Below are 21118 nucleotides of genomic sequence, written 5' to 3'. Positions count from 1 at the left end.
ATCAAGAGCTAGGAATGAAAAAGAAAAACAGGAATGCGAGAAATTACTCACCCCTGAAGCGAGAAAGTTCTTAGCGAAAGAACTCCAACAAAAAGATAAAGCGATCAAAGATTGCTTGAAAAACGCCGATCCTAACGACAGAGCGGCTATCATGAAGTGTTTGGATGGTTTGAGCGATGAAGAGAAGCTCAAATACCTGCAAGAAGCTAGAGAAAAGGCTGTCTTGGATTGTTTGAAAACGGCTAGGACCGATGAAGAAAAAAGGAAATGCCAAAACCTTTATAGCGATTTGATCCAAGAAATCCAAAATAAAAGGGCACAGAACAAACAAAATCAATTGAGTAAAACAGAAAGGTTGCATCAAGCAAGCGAGTGCTTGGATAACTTAGATGACCCTACTGATCAAGAGGCCATAGAGCAATGTTTAGAAGGCTTGAGCGATAGTGAAAGGGCACTAATTCTAGGAATCAAACGACAAGCTGATGAAGTGGATCTGATTTATAGCGAACTAAGAAACCGCAAAACCTTTGATAACATGGCGGCTAAAGGTTATCCATTGTTGCCAATGGATTTTAAAAATGGTGGCGATATTGCCACTATTAATGCCACTAATGTTGATGCGGACAAAATAGCTAGCGATAATCCTATTTATGCTTCCATAGAGCCTGATATTACTAAGCAATACGAAACAGAGAAAACCATTAAGGATAAGAGTTTAGAAGCTAAATTAGCTAAGGCTTTAGGTGGCGATAAAAAAGATGACGATAAAGAAAAAAGTAAAAAACCCACAGCAGAAACTAAAGCAGAAAGCAATAAGATAGACAAAGATGTCGCAGAAACTGCCAAAAATATCAGCGAAATCGCTCTTAAGAACAAAAAAGAAAAGAGTGGGGATTTTGTAGATGAAAATGGTAATCCCATTGACGATAAAAAGAAAGAAGAAAAACAAGATGAAACAAGCCCTGTCAAACAGGCCTTTATAGGCAAGAGTGATCCCACATTTGTTTTAGCGCAATACACCCCCATTGAAATCACTCTGACTTCTAAAGTAGATGCCACTCTCACGGGTATAGTGAGTGGGGTTGTAGCCAAAGATGTATGGAACATGAACGGCACTATGATCTTATTAGACAAAGGCACTAAGGTGTATGGGAATTATCAAAGCGTGAAGGGTGGCACGCCTATTATGACTCGTTTAATGATAGTCTTTACTAAAGCCATTACGCCTGATGGGGTGATTATACCTCTAGCAAACGCTCAAGCAGCAGGCATGCTGGGTGAAGCAGGGGTAGATGGCTATGTGAATAATCACTTCATGAAGCGCATAGGCTTTGCTGTGATAGCAAGCGTGGTTAATAGCTTCTTGCAAACCGCGCCTATCATAGCCCTAGATAAACTCATAGGCCTTGGCAAAGGCAGAAGTGAAAGGACACCTGAATTTAATTACGCTTTGGGTCAAGCTATCAATGGCAGTATGCAAAGTTCAGCTCAGATGTCTAATCAAATTCTAGGGCAACTGATGAATATCCCCCCAAGTTTTTACAAAAACGAGGGCGATAGTATTAAGATTCTCACAATGGACGATATTGATTTTAGTGGCGTGTATGATGTTAAAATTACCAACAAATCTGTGGTAGATGAAATTATCAAACAAAGCACCAAAACTTTGTCTAGAGAACATGAAGAAATCACCACAAGCCCCAAAGGTGGCAATTGATTCAAGAGAAAGGATAAAATGTATTCATGTTATTAAACTCGGTTCTTTACAAAATAAAAGACAAAACCAACTAGGCTCTTCTAGAGGATATAGTGGTGGAAAAAACCAAGCAAAAACAATGAAAGGAAACAGCAATGGAACTAGGTTTCAATGAAGCAGAAAGACAAAAGATCTTAGACAGCAACAGCTCTCTTATGAGAAATGCGAATGAAGTAAGGGATAAGTTTATTCAAAATTACGCCATTTCTTTAAAAGATAGCAACGATCCGCAAGATTTTTTGAGAAGAGTTCAAGAGTTAAGAATCAATATGCAAAAGAATTTTATTAGTTTTGATACTTATTACAACTATTTAAACAACCTTGTGTTAGCCAGTTACAATCGTTGCAAACAAGAAAAGACTTTTGCAGAAAGCACGATCAAAAATGAACTAACGCTTGGGGAGTTTGTTGCAGAAATTTCTGACAACTTCAATAATTTCATGTGTGATGAAGTGGCAAGAATTTCAGACCTAGTGGCTTCTTATCTGCCAAGAGAGTATTTACCGCCATTCATAGATGGCAATATGATGGGCGTGGCGTTTCAGATTCTAGGGATAGATGATTTTGGGAGGAAGCTCAATGAGATTGTCCAAGATATAGGGACTAAATATATCATTTTGAGCAAAAATAAGACTTATCTCACTTCTTTAGAAAGAGCTAAATTGATAACCCAATTAAAATTAAATTTGGAATAAGAACATGACTGAAGACAGATTGAGTGCAGAAGATAAAAAATTTCTAGAAGTAGAAAGAGCTTTAAAAGAAGCGGCATTAAATCCTCTAAGGCATGCTACTGAAGAACTTTTTGGTGATTTTTTAAAAATGGAAAATATCACTGAGATTTGTTACAATGGGAACAAGGTTGTATGGGTTTTAAAAAATAATGGCGAATGGCAACCATTTGACGTGAGAGACAGGAAAGCCTTTAGTCTGTCTCGTTTAATGCATTTTGCTCGGTGTTGTGCAAGTTTTAAGAAAAAAACAATAGACAACTATGAAAATCCTATTTTGAGCAGCAATTTAGCGAATGGTGAAAGGGTGCAGATTGTCCTTTCCCCTGTTACAGTTAATGATGAAACCATTTCCATATCCATAAGGATACCTAGCAAAACAACCTATCCTCATAGCTTCTTTGAAGAGCAGGGTTTTTATAATCTACTAGATAACAAAGAACAAGCGATCAGTGCGATTAAAGATGGTATTGCTATTGGTAAAAATGTGATTGTTTGTGGTGGCACAGGAAGCGGTAAAACGACTTATATCAAAAGCATCATGGAGTTTATCCCCAAAGAAGAAAGGATCATATCCATTGAAGACACCGAAGAGATTGTATTCAAACACCACAAGAACTACACACAGCTTTTTTTTGGTGGGAATATCACCTCTGCTGATTGCTTAAAGTCATGTTTGAGAATGCGGCCTGATAGAATCATTTTAGGGGAACTCAGAAGCAGTGAGGCATACGATTTTTATAATGTGCTTTGTAGCGGTCATAAAGGCACGCTAACCACTCTGCATGCAGGGAGCAGTGAAGAAGCGTTTATTCGTTTAGCCAACATGAGTTCATCTAATAGCGCAGCAAGGAATATCAAGTTTGAAAGTCTCATTGAAGGCTTTAAAGATTTGATTGATATAATTGTCCATATCAACCACCACAAACAGTGTGATGAGTTTTATATCAAACATAGGTAGTAGGAACAATGGAAGACTTTTTGTATAACACCTTATACTTCATAGAGGATTATAAGTTGGTTGTTATTTTTAGTTTCATAGGGTTAATAGCGTTGTTTTTCCTCTACAAATTCATAAAAACTCAAAAAAAGGCTCTTAAAGATAAAGCCAACCAGCCTCAAAAGAAAAAAAGCTTTAAAGAAATCATTATAGATGGGCTGAAAGAAAGGGTTAAAACCTTTGGCTTTTGGTTGCAAGCGATACTATTACTATCCTATTCTTTTATCACATCAGGGTTATTTTTCTTGATTCTCTTAGGTAATTTTTATGGTGATAATAGATTGCCTGAAAGTGATGATGATCTTTTTGATATATGGATCTATGCGATACAAGATTTTCCTGCATACTATTTTAAAGCGCTTGGTTTTAGTTCACTCAAGATTTATGGGTTCAATATATCCTTAGTCGTATATAGTTCTATTTTATGCTCTTATATCTTCATTACCTTTTTTGTGTGGTTCTTAAAATACTTAACTCGGACTAGAGATATAGGAGCGAATAAAAAAGTTGATGATCTCTTTGGTAGCGCGAGTTGGGAAACTGAAGAGAAAATGATCAAAGCCAAGCTCATTACGCCCAACAACAAAAAACGCGCCTTTGACAAACGAGAGGTTATTGTAGGCAGGCGTGGCTTGGGGGATTTTATCGCTTACGCAGGACAGGCGTTCATTGGCTTGATTGCTCCTACCAGAAGCGGTAAAGGTGTGGGTTTCATCATGCCCAATATGATCAATTATCCTCAAAATATCGTTGTGTTTGACCCTAAAGCTGACACTATGGAGACTTGCGGAAAAATCAGAGAAAAACGCTTCAACCAAAAAGTGTTCATCTATGAACCTTTCTCCTTAAAAACACACCGATTTAATCCTTTCGCTTACGTGGATTTTGGTAATGATGTGGTTTTGACTGAAGACATACTCTCTCAAATTGACACACGCTTAAAAGGGCATGGCATGGTGGCTAGTGGGGGGGATTTTTCCACTCAAATCTTTGGATTGGCTAAGCTCGTGTTCCCTGAAAGACCCAATGAAAAAGATCCTTTTTTTAGCAATCAAGCGCGAAACCTCTTTGTCATCAATTGCAATATTTATAGGGATCTCATGTGGACTAAAAAGGGGCTTGAGTTTGTCAAAAGAAAAAAAATCATCATGCCTGAAACCCCTACGATGTTTTTCATAGGTTCTATGGCAAGCGGGATCAACTTGATTGATGAAGACACAAACATGGAAAAAGTCGTGTCTTTAATGGAATTTTTTGGAGGTGAAGAAGATAAGAGTGGCGACAATCTAAGAGCGCTTAGTCCTGCCACTAGAAACATGTGGAATAACTTCAAGACAATGGGTGGCGCTAGAGAAACTTATAGCTCGGTTCAAGGGGTATACACTTCAGCCTTTGCTCCTTATAATAACGCAATGATCAGGAATTTCACGAGCGCTAATGATTTTGATTTTAGGCGTTTAAGGATCGATGAGGTCAGTATTGGCGTGATCGCTAACCCCAAAGAAAGCACTATTGTTGGACCGATATTAGAGCTGTTTTTCAACGTGATGATTTATAGCAACCTGATTCTGCCAATCCATGATCCACAATGCAAAAGAAGTTGCTTGATGCTTATGGACGAATTCACTTTGTGTGGCTATTTAGAGACCTTTGTTAAAGCGGTAGGGATCATGGCAGAATACAACATGCGCCCTGCTTTTGTGTTTCAAAGTAAGGCGCAATTAGAAAATGATCCCCCACTTGGTTATGGCAGGAATGGCGCTAAGACTATTTTAGACAACCTTTCTTTGAATATGTATTATGGGATCAACAACGATAACTACTATGAACATTTTGAAAAGCTTTCTAAAGTGTTAGGGAAATACACAAGGCAAGATGTGAGCCGAAGCATTGATGACAATACGGGTAAGACCAACACTTCTATCAGCAACAAGGAGCGGTTTTTGATGACCCCTGATGAATTGATGACTATGGGCGATGAGCTTATCATTTTAGAAAACACGCTCAAACCCATCAAATGCCACAAGGCGCTTTACTATGATGATCCCTTCTTCACCGATGAGCTCATTAAGGTGAGTCCAAGCTTGAGCAAGAAATACAAATTAGGGAAAGTGCCAAATCAAGCAACTTTTTACGATGATTTGCAAGCCGCTAAAACTAGAGGTGAATTGAGCTATGACAAGTCTTTAGTGCCTGTGGGTTCAAGCGAACTGTGATTTTAATTTCTAATCATTGATTTCGTTCTAGAAATCCTTCAAAATCAGATCAAACGCTTCTTTGCTAAAAAAATAATCTTTGTCTTGCATGAAGCGTTTGAGTTTTCCTATATCTTTAGTGAAATTTTCACTCATCAAAAGCTTGTGTGTTCTTTGATTTGCTAGCCATCGCTTTTATTGGATTGCTGCATGCGCTAGATTAAAATTCATCAATCCATTTTTACAGCACCTATGCCCAGAGAAAATGGCATGAATTGGAAGAATTCTTACGCTATATGTCTTTATAAGGAAAGCAAAAGCCTATTCCAAAAAATAAAAAGACAAAATATCTTAATAAAAAGAAGCAAAATATATTTTAGAAAAATTAAAAGATAATGATGTAAATGATATTATTATAAATTCATAAGATAGTAGAAGTGTATCACCAAGATTGCTTGTAAAAATTACAAAGATTCAAAAATAGTTAGTATGCTCTACTCGTTGTAACGCACTTGAGAATAAATGCAGCGAAACTTCTTCACATAAGTGCCATTAGGGTTGTGTTTCATTCCCCCATTATAAGCGCCTATTGCCATTTCCACTAATTGATACACGCTTTTGTTGGGGTGTTTTTGTTTGTAATAATCAAAATTTTCTTTTAAAATTTGTTTGGCTAATTGGATCGCAAAACCCACATCGTTTAACAATTTGGTTTTGAGAAGCGTTTTAGAGTAGGTAGGATAGAATTTTTTAGCGGTGTTTAAAGTGATATGAAACATGGAATAAGAAGTGTCTTTTGTGGAAATTTCGCGCTTGTTGTTCAACCCTAGAGAGCTTTCTAACAAAGCGATAGAAATAAGCGTTCTGCACACCACTTCATTGTTGCAACCTTTTTGATGGATATGGATAAGATTTTCATACTGCTTGAAACTAATGGTTACCTTTTGGCATGGATAGGCTAAGGAATTAAGAAGCAAAGTCAGACCAATCCATTTCTCAAACAAAACTTTAACTTACTTTGAATCTTTCAGTAACGCTTTTTGTAACTTCTGCTTGTCGTATTTGAGCTTGTCCCTTAGTGGTGAAAGCAGTTTTTGAACGCTCTCATAACCACACAGCATTCCCTCTTTGTAGGGATCATTTTTGATTTTTACATAGAGGCTAATGCCATTAGCGTAACACAAGCCATTAGACTTGACATAGTAGCTCTTAATTTCTTCTTCTAAGCTTCTCAAGTCATTAGGGTTGAGAGGGCTTTTTTTGCTGTAAGAATTTTCACTGATCAAAGTCCCCTCATAGCTTCTTTTGATCGTGGTCTCTTTATCCACTAATAATCCATTATAGTTCTCTTTTTCTTTGATAACTCTCATTGTTTCATCAGAATCACTTGTTTTAGGAGGAATAGGCGCTTCCACTACTCTAGGTTTCTTAGCGTTTTTCTTTTTCAACTCTGCTTCTAAAGCTTTTAGTTTCTTTTGATTTTCTAAGTCTTTGAGTTTGTATTTAGCCAATTCAGTCTCTTGTTTTTCTTTTTCTGCTAAGAGTTTCTTTTCCCTCTCTTCTTCATTGGCTATGAGTTGGGAGTTGGCGATTAGCTCTTCTATGAGCTTCTCTTTGCTGTTTTCAGGAGCGGTTTGAGTGGCATAAGGTGATGGTTGGGCTTCATTGGCATTATTTGCCTCTTTTAGTCTATATAAGCTATAAGGAGCAATAATATTGGGTTTTTGAGTAACGCTATCGTTAGTGGGCATAGCTACCATTTCATCTCTTAGGGGCGAACACACTTCATCGTTGGGTCTGCAGATCACATCGTTGGCGTAGTTGAAATACATTTTCTTTTGTTGTTCAAAAAGCTTGCTTTCATCAATTGATGCTCCCTTATCAAGCGTGTGGGCGTTGGGATCGCTTCTTTTTGGCACTCTCAAAAAAGTCGCTTGAGCGTAAGGTATCTTATCGTTAATCTTTAAGACAAACTTAGCGTTGCGTTTGTTGAGCGCTTTTAGAATATTGTAATACCCATTGACTTGTTCTAACGAACCTGTGATGATAATCAGATCCGCATAAGTCCCCATTGCTCTTGTTTTGATAATAGGGTTTTCTATGGATAAGTAGTTGTTATAATCCAATAGATCCATAGCGTAGAGATAAGTTTTGTCTTTCAAAGCGCTATTACCAAACCAATCCCCAAAGCTTTTGTCATTCACGTTCAAGGTGTCGTATATATCAAAAAGCGCTTGAGTTTTTGTGTCATCAACAGAGACATATTGAGGTTTCTTATTATCAGGGATCTGTTGGCGCTGTTTAGCTTCTTTTTTGAGGCGTTTAGCCTCTTTCTTGGTCTCTTTAGTTTCTTTAGTGGCCTTAATGACCTTATCGGCTTCACTTATTTCTTTAGCATAAAGAGCGTTGGAGATTAGTAAGCCCATGAGCGATACAGAGGTTGCTAGTTTTCTAAACATTGGTTTCCTTTTTTTTCAGATTGATATAGAGACAAAATTCCATTGCATTTTAAGGTAAGCGATGTAGCTGTAAAAAACTCATTGTTTTTGAAACTCTTTTTTCTTTTCATTAATCTGTTGCATTTGAGACATTTAAGATCTTGTGAATCCATACTAGCAGTCCATTCGCACTTAGGATAATTTTTACATCCTAAGAAAAAAGAATTTTCTTTAATATTAGCTTTTACACCAGCCAAAATGAAACGCTCAAGGCGTTTGATTTTTTTCTTTTCAGTCTTATTAAGCAATTCTTTTTTTTCTTTTTCTAAACCTTTTTTTCGTTCGTTTTGTTTTGCAAGATCGATAAAGTAAAACTTCCTGTTGCAATTCTTACAAGCGTAAGCTCCTCCCCTACCACTTTCTACTTTTTCCATTATGGGCGTGTTTTCACAATGCAAGCAGACCATTTTCATTGAGCCATTTATTTCTCGTAAAACGCCCTTACAGTCGCCTTTATTTACATAATCAGAGCAACCATAAAATGAGACACCATTCAATCCTCTTTGTATCATTTTAGGTGTGTTACAAACAAGACAAATCAAATACCCTCTGACTCTCTTAATATTAAACTTAGAAAAATTATTACTCACATTGTAACTCGTAGCTAGACTCATATTGCAAACAACTACTCTTAAATCTAAAAAAAGAATTTATAGGTTGCTTGTGTAAGTCATGCAGTGAGTAACAAACCACCAAAACACCTAAATTTGTGAGATTTTCCCTTATTCTTTCTTCAGTCAAAATCGTTGTTTTACCTCAATCTTTAGTCTCTTTAGCTTCAGTTGGTTCGTTGGTAACGCTTGCTGCTTGAGATTTTTGGGTTTCGTTATTGACAGTTGTGGCCGCTTTAGGTTGTTTTTTGGACAATTTTTCAACCAATTTCACTAAGTTGATATTAGAAAAAGACAAAAAGATTCCTATTGCGACAAAGATTATCCCAACAATCCCCATAGCACCGCTCAAAACACAACATAAAACCCCCGCTCCAATGAGACCTAATGAATCATAACGCTTATCAGTCAAATTGTTTTTGAAAAAATTTACAAAAGCGTTTGGCTTCTTTGTTTCATGGGTTGTTTCAGTTGTATTGATTGTGTCAGCCATAGTGTTACCTCCATAAGGTATATTCTCAATTTGTTACTATGAAACAAATTCATGCTATTATAGCAAAAAATATGAAACCATCTCCCTATTGCTTGTTGCTATTATGTTGTTGTTTGCAATCTAAAAAAGAGATGATTTGATAGTAAGTTAGATCGGTTAAGCCCACTCTTTTGTTTGACATTTTTAAGTTTAGTTTTGAGTTTAGCTCTTTTAATCATGTTCTTTGTTTGCAAGTCTTCAACTGCTATCCATTCAAATTGCTTTGAAAGTTCGCTTGTGATCTGGCTAGAAAAACAGGCTAAAGAATGGCTCAAATTGTAAAAGGACTTGACATGTTTAAAGATTTTTATCGCACCACCCTCTCTTTTTTAAAGCCTTTATTGCTTTTACTAGTTTTATTGTTGCCGTTTTCACTTTGTATAGCTGATGAATATATTAGCATCAGTGATGATTGGGATGAAAGGGCGCGAAATCAGTGGGATGAAATTGCGCGAAATCATAAGACATATTATTTTGAAAATGGTTTAGACCATTTTAATCAAGGCCAATACAAACAAGCCTTTAAAGATTTTAAATTGGCACAAGAATACAGCATCGGGCTTGGCAGCGTTTATTTAGCCAAAATGTATTTGGAGGGAAAGGGCGTGAAAGTGGATTACAAAAAAGCGCAATTCTATGCACAAAACGCTATCAAAGGGTATGGGAGCGGGTTGTTAGGGGGCGCTCTTATTTTAGGACGCATGCAAGCGCAAGGCTTAGGGATGAAAAAGGATTTGAAACAAGCGCTTAAGACTTACAGGCATGTGGTTCGCATGTTTTCTAATAAAAGCACAAATTATTTTGCTAACAATTTTAGATTACCAAACCTTGTGTTCACTAGTATGCTTATTGGATCGCGATTCATTGATCTTTCAGGTTTGAGTGCGAATCCTATAAAATTTGGAAAGAAGTTTGGAATACTTGTTAAGAAATCCACTCAAATCAAAGATAAGACACTTCTTTGGGAAGACATTGCTGAAATTTCAAGCAATATTATTTTACTCAAACAACAAATGGGGGAGATCCTTTATAGGATTGGGATCGCTTATAAAGAAGGGCTTGGCACCAGAAAACAAAAAAGTAGGGCTAAAAAATTCTTGCAAAAATCCGCAGAATTTGGCTATGAAAAAGCCATGGAAGCTCTGTAGTTGTAGAAAATACATCTACCTAATCTTTACTATCACTTGGCTAAAATCAAATTCTTTGCTTTAATCTTAAAAAATGCCTTTAAGCTATTTTTTAAATTTTATGATCAATACCCTATTAGAACAAAACTAAAAAGCAAAGAAAATCAATTTTTTCAACCACTCTATTTAAAAATAAGGTATTTTTGCCTTATTCTAAACTTTTAGAGTGGGATTATTAACCCACTCATTGTTTTAGCATGAATAAGTGGTGATAAATTCAAAAGGATGGGGTTTGCTCTCCCATGGGAACACTTCAGCGTTGAATTTAAGAGACTGATAAGCTTGAATAAATTCTTCGCTAAAGACATGGCCTTCTTTTAAATACTGCTTATCGGCTAGCATTTCTTCTAACGATCTCCTTAAAGTGTGGGGCATTTGTTTGATACCCTTTTCTCTGATTTCATCTAAAGTCAATTTGAAAAGGTTAATATCCATCGCTTCGCCGGGATCGATCTTGTTTTTAACGCCATCCATGCCTGCCATTAAAATCGCTGAAAAAGCCAAGTAGGGGTTTGATGAGCTGTCCGGGAATCTGAATTCAAATCTCGCACTGCTTTTAGAAATCCCATAAGGGATACGCACGCTCGCGCTCCTGTTATTAGCTGAATAGGTTAAAATGGATGGGGCTTCATAGCCAGGAATTAGGCGTTTATAAGAATTAGTGGAAGCGTTAGTGAAAGCGGCTAACCCTCTAGCGTGGTGCAACACGCCCCCTAAAAAATGCAACGCCAACTCGCTCAAGCCCTTGTAAGTTTCGCCGCTAAAAAGGTTTTCGTTGTTTTTCCAGACACTCACATGGGTGTGCATCCCGCTCCCGTTATCCCCATATAAAGGTTTTGGCATGAAAGTGGCGGTTTTGCCGTTTAAATGAGCGACCATTTTAACCACATATTTGAGTTTTTGGACATTGTCAGCGGCTTCCACTAAATCCCCAAATTTCACGCCCACTTCGCCTTGCGCTTGCGCGACTTCATGATGGACGACAAAAGTTTCTAACCCCACTTGGTTTAAGACTTTCACGATTTCTGTGCGAATATCCATCATCGTATCCGTTGGAGGCACAGGCATATAACCTCCTTGTTTTCCCGGTCTATGCCCAAAATTGACTCCATTTTCAAAGCTTTTATCCCTATTCCATTCGCCCTCTTCGCTATCCACTTCGTAGTATTGGGAATTGGAAGCGTCTTTAATCTTAATGGAATCAAAGATAAAAAATTCATTCTCTGCGCCAAAATAAGCCACATCGCCTAAGCCCAAATCTCTTAAATGTTTTAGGGCTTTTTTAGCGATACTTCTAGGGCATTTTTCATAAGGCTGGTTTTTATACACATCATACACATCGCAAAACACGACCGCACTCACATCCGCGCTAAAAGGGTCAATGAAATAACGCACCAAATCGGGGGTTAAAATCATATCGGAATGTTCAATGCCTTGCCAGCCTTTAAAAGAGCTCGCATCAAAAGGGATCCCCTCTTTAAACATGCCATGCGTTAAAGCCCCAAAAGAATAAGCGATGTGATTCCAAGTGCCTTTAATATCGCTGAATCTAAAATCCACAAATTCCACTTCATTTTCTTTGCAAAATTCAAAAAATTCTTTGATCTTGCTTTCACTATTTTGAGTTCTTACTACCATTAACCACCTTTAATTGTTATGAATTGAGTTTGATTGATAGGGGTGATTATAGCATTTATGTGGTAAAAAAGTAAAATCTGTATCAAGTTTTATTAAGATGCATGCGGTAAAATCCGCTAAATCAAGGAGTGTTATTTATGGAAGCAAAGGCAACCCCACTATTAAAATTTATTAAAGACAATCAAAAGAATCAATTGGTTATTCCCATCTATCAGAGGGTGTATAGCTGGGAAAAGGAACAATGCAAAGAATTATGGGATGATATTATAAAAATTGGTGGAGATGATAAGATGGACGGGCATTTTATCGGTTCTATTTTGTATGTGCTAGATGGCATTACGCACTCTGACAATACATTACTCATCATTGATGGCCAACAAAGGCTTACCACTATCACGCTTTTACTCACCGCTTTGAGAAATCATTGGAGCGATGAAGTTAAGCGTAAAGAAATAGAGGACCACTATCTTATCAACAGCGATAAGGACGGCGATAAGAAATTCAGACTCATCCTATCAGACTCTGATAAAGATACCTTGCTATCTTTGATTGATAAAGACAGAAGAAAACCGAGCAAGCCTTCATCAAAAATAGTGAAAAATTTTGAATTATTTGAAGAATGGATCCGTAAAAACACCAACAAACTAGAAACGATTTTTAAAGGATTAGAAAAGCTTATGATAGTTTATATTGCTTTAGAAAAAGGAGAAGATGATCCTCAACTTATCTTTGAGAGCATGAACTCAAAAGGTATGGAACTTGCACAAACGGATTTGATCAGAAACTACATTTTAATGGGATTAGAGCCCGAAGAACAAAAGATTTTTTATGAGAAGTATTGGAGGGCTATGGAGGAGGATTTTAAACAAAATGAAAAATTGTTTAATCAGTTTGTCCGGCATTACCTCACGATTAAAACAAGAGAAATCCCTAATATCAAGAAGGTTTATGTAGCTCTCAAGGATTACCAGCAAAAAGAGGGGATAGCAATAGAAGATTTATTGAAAGATTTACAAAAATATTGCGGGTATTTTTGCCAGATCGTATTCAAAAAAGAAGCCGATAAGGATTTAAACAAGGCTTTAGGTTTTTTGGTGGATTTAGAGATGGATGTGATTTATCCGCTATTACTAGAGCTTTATAGCGATTATAGCGATGGGGTTTTATCCAAGGCTGATTTTATCCCTATTATCGCTTTGATAGAGAGCTATATTTGCAGAAGGGCGGTGTGCGATCTTGGCACAAATAGTCTCAATAAAGTCTTTCCCTCTGTTACAAAGCACATCCAAAAAGATGAATATTTTGAAAGCCTAAAAGCGCATTTTGGCTCTCTGACAGAAAAACAAAGATTTCCAAACAATGATGAGTTTAAAAAGCTTTTTATTACGATAGATTTTTATCGTTTTAAAAAAAAGGAATACTTTTTTGAAAGGCTAGAAAATTTTGACACAAAAGAGCCGGTCAATACTAAGGGATGCACTATTGAGCACATCATGCCTCAAACACTCACGGAAGAATGGGAAAGGGATTTGGGTGAAAATTTTCAAAAGATACACGATAAATACCTCAACACAATAGGCAATCTCACTCGAACCGGTTATAACTCTACATACAGCAACAAATCTTTCCAAGAAAAAAGAGATATGGAGAAGGGCTTTAAACAAAGCCCGTTAAAGCTCAATCAAAGTTTGAAAGATTTAGAATCTTTTGGCGAAAAAGAGATTGAAAAAAGAGCTAATGATTTGGCGGATTGGGCTTTAAAGATTTGGACTTACCCAATTCTAGAGGCAGAAACATTAGAGGAATATAAATCTAAGAAAGAAAAAAAGGTTTATGATTTAAGCTCTTATAAGTTTAGCCCCCATTCAAGGGAATTATTTGATATTTTAAGAGAAAAGATTAAAGCCCTTGATGAAAGGGTAACTGAAAATTTTAATCAACAATATATAGCTTATAAGTTTTTTAAAATAAATTTTGTGGATATTGTTGTGCAAAACAAAGACTTAAAATTGTATTTAAAGATGGAATTGAATGAATTGCAAGATGAAATAAAGGAAAAACTAAAGATCGAAGATGTTTCTGAGATTGGTCGTCCATGTTTTGGAAACATGGAAGTGAAGTTGGAAACAAAAGAGAATATCCCTTATTGTTTGGGATTGATTAGACAGGCTTTAGAAAAACAGATGGGTGGTAGGAATAGGCAATAAAAACCCAACTTGTTAAAATAAAGAGTATAATTACAAATTACTTACAACTTAAAGGGGATATGATGAAAGTTCTATTACTAGAAGATGTGAAAAATTTAGGCAAAGCGGGTGAAGTGTGTGAGGTTAAAGATGGCTATGGGAATAACTTTTTAATCGCTAACAAAAAAGCCAAACTCGCCACTAATGAAGTGATCAACAAATACAAAGCCGAAGTTAAAAAGAAAGCGGAAAAAGAAGCCCTAGAAAAGGCGCAAAAATTGCAAATGGTAGAAACCTTACAAACCATCACGCTGACTATCCATAAAAAAGTCGGCGCGAACGGCTCTTTATTTGGAGCGATCACTAAAGAAGAGATTACGGAGCGTTTGAAAGAACAGCATGCGAGTTTAAATTTAGATAAAAAAGACATTGAACTCAAACACCCGATTAAAAGCACAGGGATTTATGAGATTGAAGTCAAGCTTGGATCGGGGGTTGTGGGCGTGTTTAAAATTGATGTGGTGGCTGAGTAGAAAATGTTTGAAGCGACGACGATTTTGGGCTATAGAGGGGAATTTGACAATAAGAAGTTCGCGCTCATTGGAGGCGATGGGCAGGTAACTTTGGGTAATTGCGTAGTCAAAGCCAATGCGACAAAAATCAGGAGCTTGTATCACAACCAGGTTTTAAGCGGGTTTGCCGGGAGCACGGCGGACGCTTTTAGTTTGTTTGATATGTTTGAACGCATTTTAGAGAGCAAAAAAGGGGATTTGTTTAAAAGCGTGGTGGATTTCAGCAAAGAATGGCGCAAAGACAAGTATTTACGCCGATTGGAAGCGATGATGATCGTTTTAAACTTCGATCACATTTTTATTTTGAGCGGCACGGGCGATGTTTTAGAAGCTGAAGACAATAAGATCGCTGCTATTGGAAGTGGGGGGAATTTTGCTTTGAGTGCGGCTAGGGCTTTAGATCGTTTCGCTCATTTAGAGCCTAGAAAACTTGTAGAAGAGTCCTTAAAAATCGCAGGGGATCTTTGCATTTACACCAACACGAATATTAAAATTTTGGAGCTTTAATGTCTAAATTGAATATGACCCCAAGAGAAATTGTCGCTTATTTGGATGAATACATCATTGGGCAAAAGGAAGCTAAAAAGTCTATCGCTATCGCTTTTAGGAATCGTTACAGGCGTTTGCAACTGGAAAAGTCCTTACAAGAAGAAATCACGCCTAAAAACATTTTAATGATTGGTTCTACTGGCGTGGGTAAAACTGAAATCGCAAGACGAATAGCAAAAATCATGGAACTCCCCTTTGTGAAAGTGGAAGCGAGCAAATACACGGAAGTGGGTTTTGTGGGGCGCGATGTGGAGTCTATGGTAAGGGATTTAGTCAATAATAGCGTGCTTTTAGTGGAAAATGAGCATAAAGAAAAATTAAAAGACAAGATTGAAGAAGCGGTTATAGAAAAAATCGCTAAAAAACTCCTACCCCCCTTGCCTAATGGCGTGAGCGAAGAAAAAAAACAAGAATACGCTAACAGCCTTTTAAAAATGCAACAAAGAATCGCGCAAGGCGAGTTGGATAGTAGAGAAATTGAAATTGAAGTGCGTAAAAAAAGCATAGAGATTGATTCCAATGTGCCGCCTGAAATTTTAAGGGTTCAAGAAAATTTGATTAAGGTTTTCCATAAAGAACAGGATAAAGTCAAAAAAACTTTAAGCGTTAAAGAGGCTAAAGAAGCACTAAAGGCAGAAATTAGCGACACGCTTTTAGACAGCGAAGCCATTAAAATGGAAGGTTTGAAGCGCGCGGAAAGTTCAGGGGTGATTTTTATTGATGAAATTGATAAGATCGCTGTAAGCTCTAAAGAAGGAAGCCGTCAAGATCCCAGTAAAGAGGGGGTTCAAAGGGATTTACTGCCGATTGTAGAGGGGAGTGTGGTGAATACGAAGTATGGTTCTATTAAAACAGAGCATATTTTATTCATTGCGGCCGGGGCGTTCCACCTCTCCAAGCCAAGCGATCTCATTCCTGAATTGCAGGGGCGTTTCCCTTTAAGGGTGGAGTTAGAGAATTTAACCGAAGAAATCATGTATATGATTTTAACCCAAACTAAAAACTCTATCATCAAGCAATACCAAGCCCTTTTAAAAGTGGAGGGCGTAGAAATTGCGTTTGAAGACGATGCGATCAAAGAGTTAGCCAAACTTTCTTATAACGCCAATCAAAAAAGCGAAGACATAGGCGCTAGAAGGTTACACACCACCATTGAAAAAGTGCTAGAAGATATTAGTTTTGAAGCGGAGGATTATTCGGGGCAAAATGTTACTATCACTAAAGAGTTGGTTCAATCAAAGCTAGAGGATTTAGTGGCTGATGAAAATTTGGTGAAGTATATTTTATGATGAAAACTAAGGCGGGCTTTGTAGCTCTCATGGGCAAACCAAACGCTGGAAAAAGCACTCTTTTAAACACTTTATTAAACGCTCATTTAGCCCTTGTTTCGCATAAAGCTAATGCGACCAGAAAATTGATGAAATGCATCGTGCCTTTCAAAGATAAAGAAGGGTATGAGAGCCAAATCATTTTTTTAGACACACCAGGGCTCCATCATCAAGAAAAATTACTCAACCAGTGCATGCTCTCACAGGCTTTAAAAGCGATGGGCGATGCTGAATTGCGCGTTTTTTTAGCTTCTGTGCATGATGATTTGAAAGGGTATGAAGAGTTTTTGAGTTTGTGCCAAAAACCCCATATCTTGGCTTTGAGCAAGATTGACACAGCCACGCATAAGCAGGTTTTACAAAAACTACAAGAGTATCAAAAATATTCATCGCAATTTTTAGATCTAGTGCCTTTGAGCGCAAGAAAATCTCAAAATTTAAACGCGCTTTTAGAATGCATCAGTAAGCATTTAAGCCCTAGCGCATGGCTTTTTGAAAAGGATTTGATGAGCGATGAAAAAATGCGCGATATTTATAAGGAAATCATTAGGGAGAGTTTGTTTGATTTTTTGAGCGATGAAATCCCTTATGAAAGCGATGTGATGATTGATAAATTTATAGAAGAAGAACGCATAGACAAGGTGTATGCGCATATTATCGTAGAAAAAGAAAGCCAAAAAAAAATCGTGATAGGCAAAAACGGGGTGAATATCAAACGCATCGGAACTAACGCGCGATTGAAAATGCAAGAAGTGGGCGAAAAAAAGGTTTTTTTAAACTTGCAAGTGATCGCTCAAAAATCATGGAGCAAGGAAGAAAAGAGCTTGCAAAAACTGGGCTATATCTATCAAAGGAATAGGGATTGAAAAAAATATTACCGGCTCTATTAATGGGGTTTGTGGGATTGAACGCTGATGAGCGTTTGTTAGAAATCATGCGCCTTTATCAAAAACAAGGCTTAGAAGTGGTGGGTCAAAAGCTGGATTCTTATTTAGCGGATAAGTCTTTTTGGGCAGAAGAGCTTCAAAACAAGGACACGGATTTTGGCTATTATCAAAACAAGCAGTTTTTATTTGTGGCGGATAAATCCAAGCCCAGTTTGGAGTTTTATGAAATAGAAAATAACATGCTTAAAAAAATCAACAGCTCTAAAGCCCTTGTAGGCTCTAAAAAGGGTGATAAAACTTTAGAGGGCGATTTGGCCACGCCTATTGGAGTGTATCGTATCACGCAGAAATTAGAGCGCTTGGATCAATATTATGGCGTTTTGGCTTTTGTAACGAATTACCCTAATTTGTATGACACCTTGAAAAAACGCACCGGGCATGGCATTTGGGTGCATGGAATGCCTTTAAATGGCGATCGGAATGAATTGAACACCAAGGGCTGTATTGCGATTGAAAACCCGCTTTTAAGCTCTTATGATAAGGTATTAAAAGGCGAAAAAGCGTTCCTTATCACCTATGAAGACAAGTTTTTCCCAAGCACTAAAGAAGAATTGAGCATGATTTTAAGCTCCCTTTTTCAATGGAAAGAAGCTTGGGCTAGGGGCGATTTTGAACGCTACATGCGTTTTTATAACCCCAATTTCACTCGCTATGACGGCATGAAATTCAACGCTTTTAAAGAGTATAAAAAAAGGGTGTTTGCAAAAAACGAAAAAAAGAATATCGCTTTTTCTTCTATCAATGTGATCCCTTACCCAAACTCCCAAAACAAACGCTTGTTTTATGTGGCGTTCGACCAAGATTACAAAGCCTACCAGCAAAACAAGCTCTCTTATAGCTCCAATTCTCAAAAAGAACTCTATATAGAGATTGAAAACAATCAAGTGTCTATTATAATGGAAAAATAAGCTAGGGATAGACGCTGAAGTCAAGGACACGATAAAAGACAAAGTAATGGAAGCCAAAGTCATTGGCATTAGAAATAATCGTGCAACTTTACAGAGTGAAAAAGGGAATGAAGCTTTAAAAATAACAAATGATTAAGAAATATTAATTAAGAATTATGAATAGAGGATTTTAGGAGTTATAAGGATGAAGCATGACACTGGTTTTATAGATGTGAGTATTCCATATCAGGGGTATAAGCTAAGTCTTTGTTTGGAAAGAATTGAAGATATAGGGGAATTCACTCTATTTTGCTTGCGTGCTTTTGGAGATGGATTAAATCTTAATGAATTATCGCAAGTTACAGAGATTGATTTTATGACCATTCAAAAACACCTAGATTTTTTAGTAAAGCGGGGGTTTGTCAATGAAAAACACAAGATCAGCACTTATGGGTGCAACATTTTAAAATTACATGATGAAATCAACAAATTTAATCGCACAAATCGGGTGGTGTTTTTAGAAAATGCAGTGAGAGAAAAAATAAAAAGATGGCGTGAACGCCAAGAGCTAACAGATTGTTCTTGTGGGTGGCTCATCGCAGGAGAAGATTTAAGCCTACAAGAATTTGAGGAGCTTTATAATGTGCGCAAGGATATTGATCAGGTATTGCACTTATTGGATAATGCGAAAGACTTCAAAGATGTTTCAGATGAGATCAGGGTGCGTTTAGAACCAAAGGGAGTAGAGCGGTTTTTAGTTTTTAAAATCAATCCAAAGGCACTAACACCTACAAAAATCGAAGGGAGAACATATATCCGTGCAATCCATGGGGAGCAAGAGTGTTTTATAGAGATAGAAACACTCTGCAAGCAACTATGATAAGCATCGATCTCTTTAAAACCGATGGGCGTTTTGCGCGTGGTATGCGCAACACAAAAATCATCTATAGTGCCATACACTATGGAGCAAAAGGAATTGCTAAAGTGAGTCCAGTCTTAGTCTGTGTGGATGTGGTGCTTAGTTTGGCTGATATGATCCATTCTTATGGCTAATATCGTGCCGCTAGAGAGCAAACCAAACAATTAGAAATAATACGCAATACTTTAAGAAAACAATATGAAAATCTTTTGATAGAATTAAGATTAGACAAACAGAAACTCAGATTACAGCTTGCCCAAGACTTAGAAAAGATAGATGCTAGAATACACAAGAATATTTTAACCTTGGGAATCGCTCATCTGATTCTAAAATGCCACACCACTCCTAATCATCTCGTATTACAAGAGGTTAGAGAACTGCCTGAAAATTTCACTGAAAAATTCAACGATAAAATTTTTCCTCTAGAGCGAGGCATCACTTTTGTGTATGAGAAAGAGAAAGGGCGTTATGATGAATTAGCGGTAGCAAGCGGTGTGGGTATGGAAGACATGCTAGTCTATACTCAAACTCAGATGCGTTTAAGCCAAATTCAAGTGCCTGAGTATGACCCCTTTAAAAAATGGCAACAAATCATCGAACACCAAATTCAAACCAATTCTTACACGCAAATATCTTATCAATCTTATACGCAGAAAAATCATCAATACACTTTTAAAACTACTGATCCTAAAATAGAGAAAATAGAGAGTGCGATCGAAGCGAAAGTGGATGGTTTCGTGGGTGAAAAAGCAGTCCAAAGAATAGGCAAAGTGATCGGCGGAGTTGATAAAACTAATAAAGAGATCTGTATAGAATTTAAAACTCCGGGTGTTACATTCCCACAAGAAGTTGAATTCCCACAAGAAGGTTTCTTGTTTCTTAGAACGGATTATATTACCCCTTTGGAGCGGCAAAAAAAAGCTTTAGAACGGTTCAATCAAAACGAGATTGTCAATCAAGCTCTCAAGCGTTTCTTGCTCGATCCAAAGGTAATTTTTCATACCCCCTTGGGCATACGCCTTGAGAAGTTTTATAATCAGCAACTAACAAAAAATCAGAAAGAAATTGTCTTAAAAGCTCTCAATGAAAAGAATATCTTTTTAATCCAAGGTCCACCGGGAGCGGGCAAAACAACCGTGATTAAAGAAATCGTGTTTCAAATTCTCAACGCTAGCCGTTTTGCTAAAGTATGCATCATTTCTCAGCAAAATATAGCCGTGGACAATGTTTTGAATGGCTTGCAACAGCAGAGTATTAGATCAATAGTGTGCATCGGTAAAGAAGATAAGGTGCAATATGAAAACATTAAACCCTATGTTTTAGAAAACTGGTGGTCATCTTATAAAGAAAAGATAGAAAAAAAGATAAAACAGAATTCAATAAATGCAACCAAAAATGCTAGGTTGCACCACTATATGAACAAATGGCATGAGTGTATAAAAGACAAGGATTTTAGAGATATTGATAATGGCATCAAACAACTTTTAATAAGTCAGCATCAAGTTTTAGGGGCTACTTGTGTTGGTCTTGCTGTTAAGCATCTTGGGATTGAATTGATGGAATTTGATGTTACCATCATAGA

Annotated in this window: 18 protein-coding genes and 2 pseudogenes; 14 read left to right on the top strand and 6 right to left on the bottom strand. The window is 37.1% G+C overall.

The window, feature by feature from the left end:
- The 4 genes and pseudogenes from cagY to cag5 all read left to right on the top strand — a co-directional run.
- Nucleotides 1–1717, top strand: a pseudogene (gene cagY, locus EWZ81_RS05830) (type IV secretion system apparatus protein CagY); the annotation flags it as partial.
- 134 nt (nucleotides 1718–1851) lie between these two features.
- Nucleotides 1852–2451 carry a cag pathogenicity island translocation protein CagZ gene (gene cagZ, locus EWZ81_RS05825; RefSeq protein ID WP_000418815.1) on the top strand — a complete coding sequence of 200 codons (600 nt, stop codon included), beginning with the start codon at nucleotides 1852–1854 and terminating at the stop codon, nucleotides 2449–2451.
- 4 nt (nucleotides 2452–2455) lie between these two features.
- Entirely contained in the window at nucleotides 2456–3448 is a 993-nt protein-coding gene (gene virB11, locus EWZ81_RS05820; protein WP_033766122.1) for a cag pathogenicity island type IV secretion system ATPase VirB11, read from the top strand.
- 8 nt (nucleotides 3449–3456) lie between these two features.
- On the top strand, nucleotides 3457–5703 hold the full coding sequence (gene cag5 / locus EWZ81_RS05815) for a VirD4 family type IV secretion system ATPase Cag5 (protein WP_165549326.1): 2247 nt from the start codon (nucleotides 3457–3459) through the stop codon (nucleotides 5701–5703).
- 473 nt (nucleotides 5704–6176) lie between these two features.
- On the opposite strand, the gene cag4 is transcribed toward cag5, so the two are convergent.
- From cag4 to cag1, 5 genes and pseudogenes are all read right to left on the bottom strand, one after another.
- Nucleotides 6177–6686 (bottom strand): VirB1 family T4SS lytic transglycosylase Cag4, encoded by a 510-nt coding sequence (gene cag4, locus EWZ81_RS05810; RefSeq protein WP_042636882.1) that lies wholly within the window; start codon nucleotides 6684–6686, stop codon nucleotides 6177–6179.
- Between the two features lie 9 nt (nucleotides 6687–6695).
- Nucleotides 6696–8141 (bottom strand): type IV secretion system outer membrane cap subunit Cag3, encoded by a 1446-nt coding sequence (cag3, locus tag EWZ81_RS05805; protein ID WP_165549325.1) that lies wholly within the window; start codon nucleotides 8139–8141, stop codon nucleotides 6696–6698.
- Nucleotides 8134–8794: pseudogene (locus tag EWZ81_RS05800) on the bottom strand (cag pathogenicity island protein). The gene cag3 and the pseudogene EWZ81_RS05800 overlap by 8 nt, the downstream one beginning before the upstream one ends.
- Complete coding sequence (locus EWZ81_RS08685; RefSeq protein ID WP_077643551.1) at nucleotides 8763–8921, bottom strand: cag pathogenicity island protein; 159 nt, start codon at nucleotides 8919–8921, stop codon at nucleotides 8763–8765. The pseudogene EWZ81_RS05800 and the gene EWZ81_RS08685 overlap by 32 nt, the downstream one beginning before the upstream one ends.
- 15 nt (nucleotides 8922–8936) lie before the next feature.
- Nucleotides 8937–9284 (bottom strand): cag pathogenicity island protein Cag1, encoded by a 348-nt coding sequence (cag1, locus tag EWZ81_RS05795; RefSeq protein ID WP_000785772.1) that lies wholly within the window; start codon nucleotides 9282–9284, stop codon nucleotides 8937–8939.
- A 332-nt stretch (nucleotides 9285–9616) separates the two neighbouring features.
- On the opposite strand from cag1, the gene EWZ81_RS05790 reads away from it, so the two are divergent.
- Nucleotides 9617–10471 carry an SEL1-like repeat protein gene (locus tag EWZ81_RS05790; RefSeq protein ID WP_150245184.1) on the top strand — a complete coding sequence of 285 codons (855 nt, stop codon included), beginning with the start codon at nucleotides 9617–9619 and terminating at the stop codon, nucleotides 10469–10471.
- Between the two features lie 231 nt (nucleotides 10472–10702).
- Here the strand turns inward: EWZ81_RS05790 and glnA are convergent, their stop codons facing one another.
- Nucleotides 10703–12148, bottom strand: a complete 1446-nt coding sequence (gene glnA / locus EWZ81_RS05785) for a type I glutamate--ammonia ligase (protein ID WP_165549324.1) — start codon at nucleotides 12146–12148, stop codon at nucleotides 10703–10705.
- A 137-nt stretch (nucleotides 12149–12285) separates the two neighbouring features.
- Here glnA and EWZ81_RS05780 point away from each other — a divergent pair, with 137 nt between their 5' ends.
- The 9 genes from EWZ81_RS05780 to EWZ81_RS05740 all read left to right on the top strand — a co-directional run.
- Complete coding sequence (locus EWZ81_RS05780) at nucleotides 12286–14355, top strand: DUF262 and DUF1524 domain-containing protein (RefSeq protein WP_165549323.1); 2070 nt, start codon at nucleotides 12286–12288, stop codon at nucleotides 14353–14355.
- Nucleotides 14356–14417: 62 nt separating this feature from the next.
- A complete protein-coding gene (rplI, locus tag EWZ81_RS05775; RefSeq protein WP_165549322.1) occupies nucleotides 14418–14867 on the top strand; it encodes a 50S ribosomal protein L9 in 450 nt (149 codons plus the stop codon).
- A 3-nt stretch (nucleotides 14868–14870) separates the two neighbouring features.
- Nucleotides 14871–15413, top strand: coding sequence for an ATP-dependent protease subunit HslV (hslV, locus tag EWZ81_RS05770; protein ID WP_026938760.1), 543 nt, complete (start codon nucleotides 14871–14873; stop codon nucleotides 15411–15413).
- Nucleotides 15413–16744, top strand: a complete 1332-nt coding sequence (gene hslU, locus EWZ81_RS05765; RefSeq protein WP_165549321.1) for an ATP-dependent protease ATPase subunit HslU — start codon at nucleotides 15413–15415, stop codon at nucleotides 16742–16744. The genes hslV and hslU overlap by 1 nt, the downstream gene beginning before the upstream one ends.
- A complete protein-coding gene (gene era / locus EWZ81_RS05760; RefSeq protein ID WP_165549327.1) occupies nucleotides 16744–17649 on the top strand; it encodes a GTPase Era in 906 nt (301 codons plus the stop codon). Before hslU ends, era begins: the two co-directional genes overlap by 1 nt.
- Nucleotides 17646–18638: a cell shape-determining L,D-carboxypeptidase Csd6 gene (gene csd6, locus EWZ81_RS05755; protein ID WP_165549320.1), complete on the top strand. Its 993-nt coding sequence runs from the start codon at nucleotides 17646–17648 to the stop codon at nucleotides 18636–18638. The genes era and csd6 overlap by 4 nt, the downstream gene beginning before the upstream one ends.
- A 184-nt stretch (nucleotides 18639–18822) precedes the next feature.
- Complete coding sequence (locus tag EWZ81_RS05750; protein WP_165549319.1) at nucleotides 18823–19497, top strand: MarR family transcriptional regulator; 675 nt, start codon at nucleotides 18823–18825, stop codon at nucleotides 19495–19497.
- Entirely contained in the window at nucleotides 19494–19670 is a 177-nt protein-coding gene (locus tag EWZ81_RS05745; protein WP_000623380.1) for a hypothetical protein, read from the top strand. Before EWZ81_RS05750 ends, EWZ81_RS05745 begins: the two co-directional genes overlap by 4 nt.
- A gap of 75 nt (nucleotides 19671–19745) precedes the next feature.
- A partial coding sequence (locus EWZ81_RS05740) for an AAA domain-containing protein (RefSeq protein WP_240146751.1) occupies nucleotides 19746–21118 on the top strand: 1373 nt, incomplete at its 3' end.

Origin of the sequence: Helicobacter pylori (assembly GCF_011140715.1) — a bacterium.
Lineage (GTDB): Bacteria > Campylobacterota > Campylobacteria > Campylobacterales > Helicobacteraceae > Helicobacter > Helicobacter pylori_DA.
Note: the sequence above shows the minus strand (reverse complement) of the source record. Positions and strands in the feature narration are given on the sequence as shown.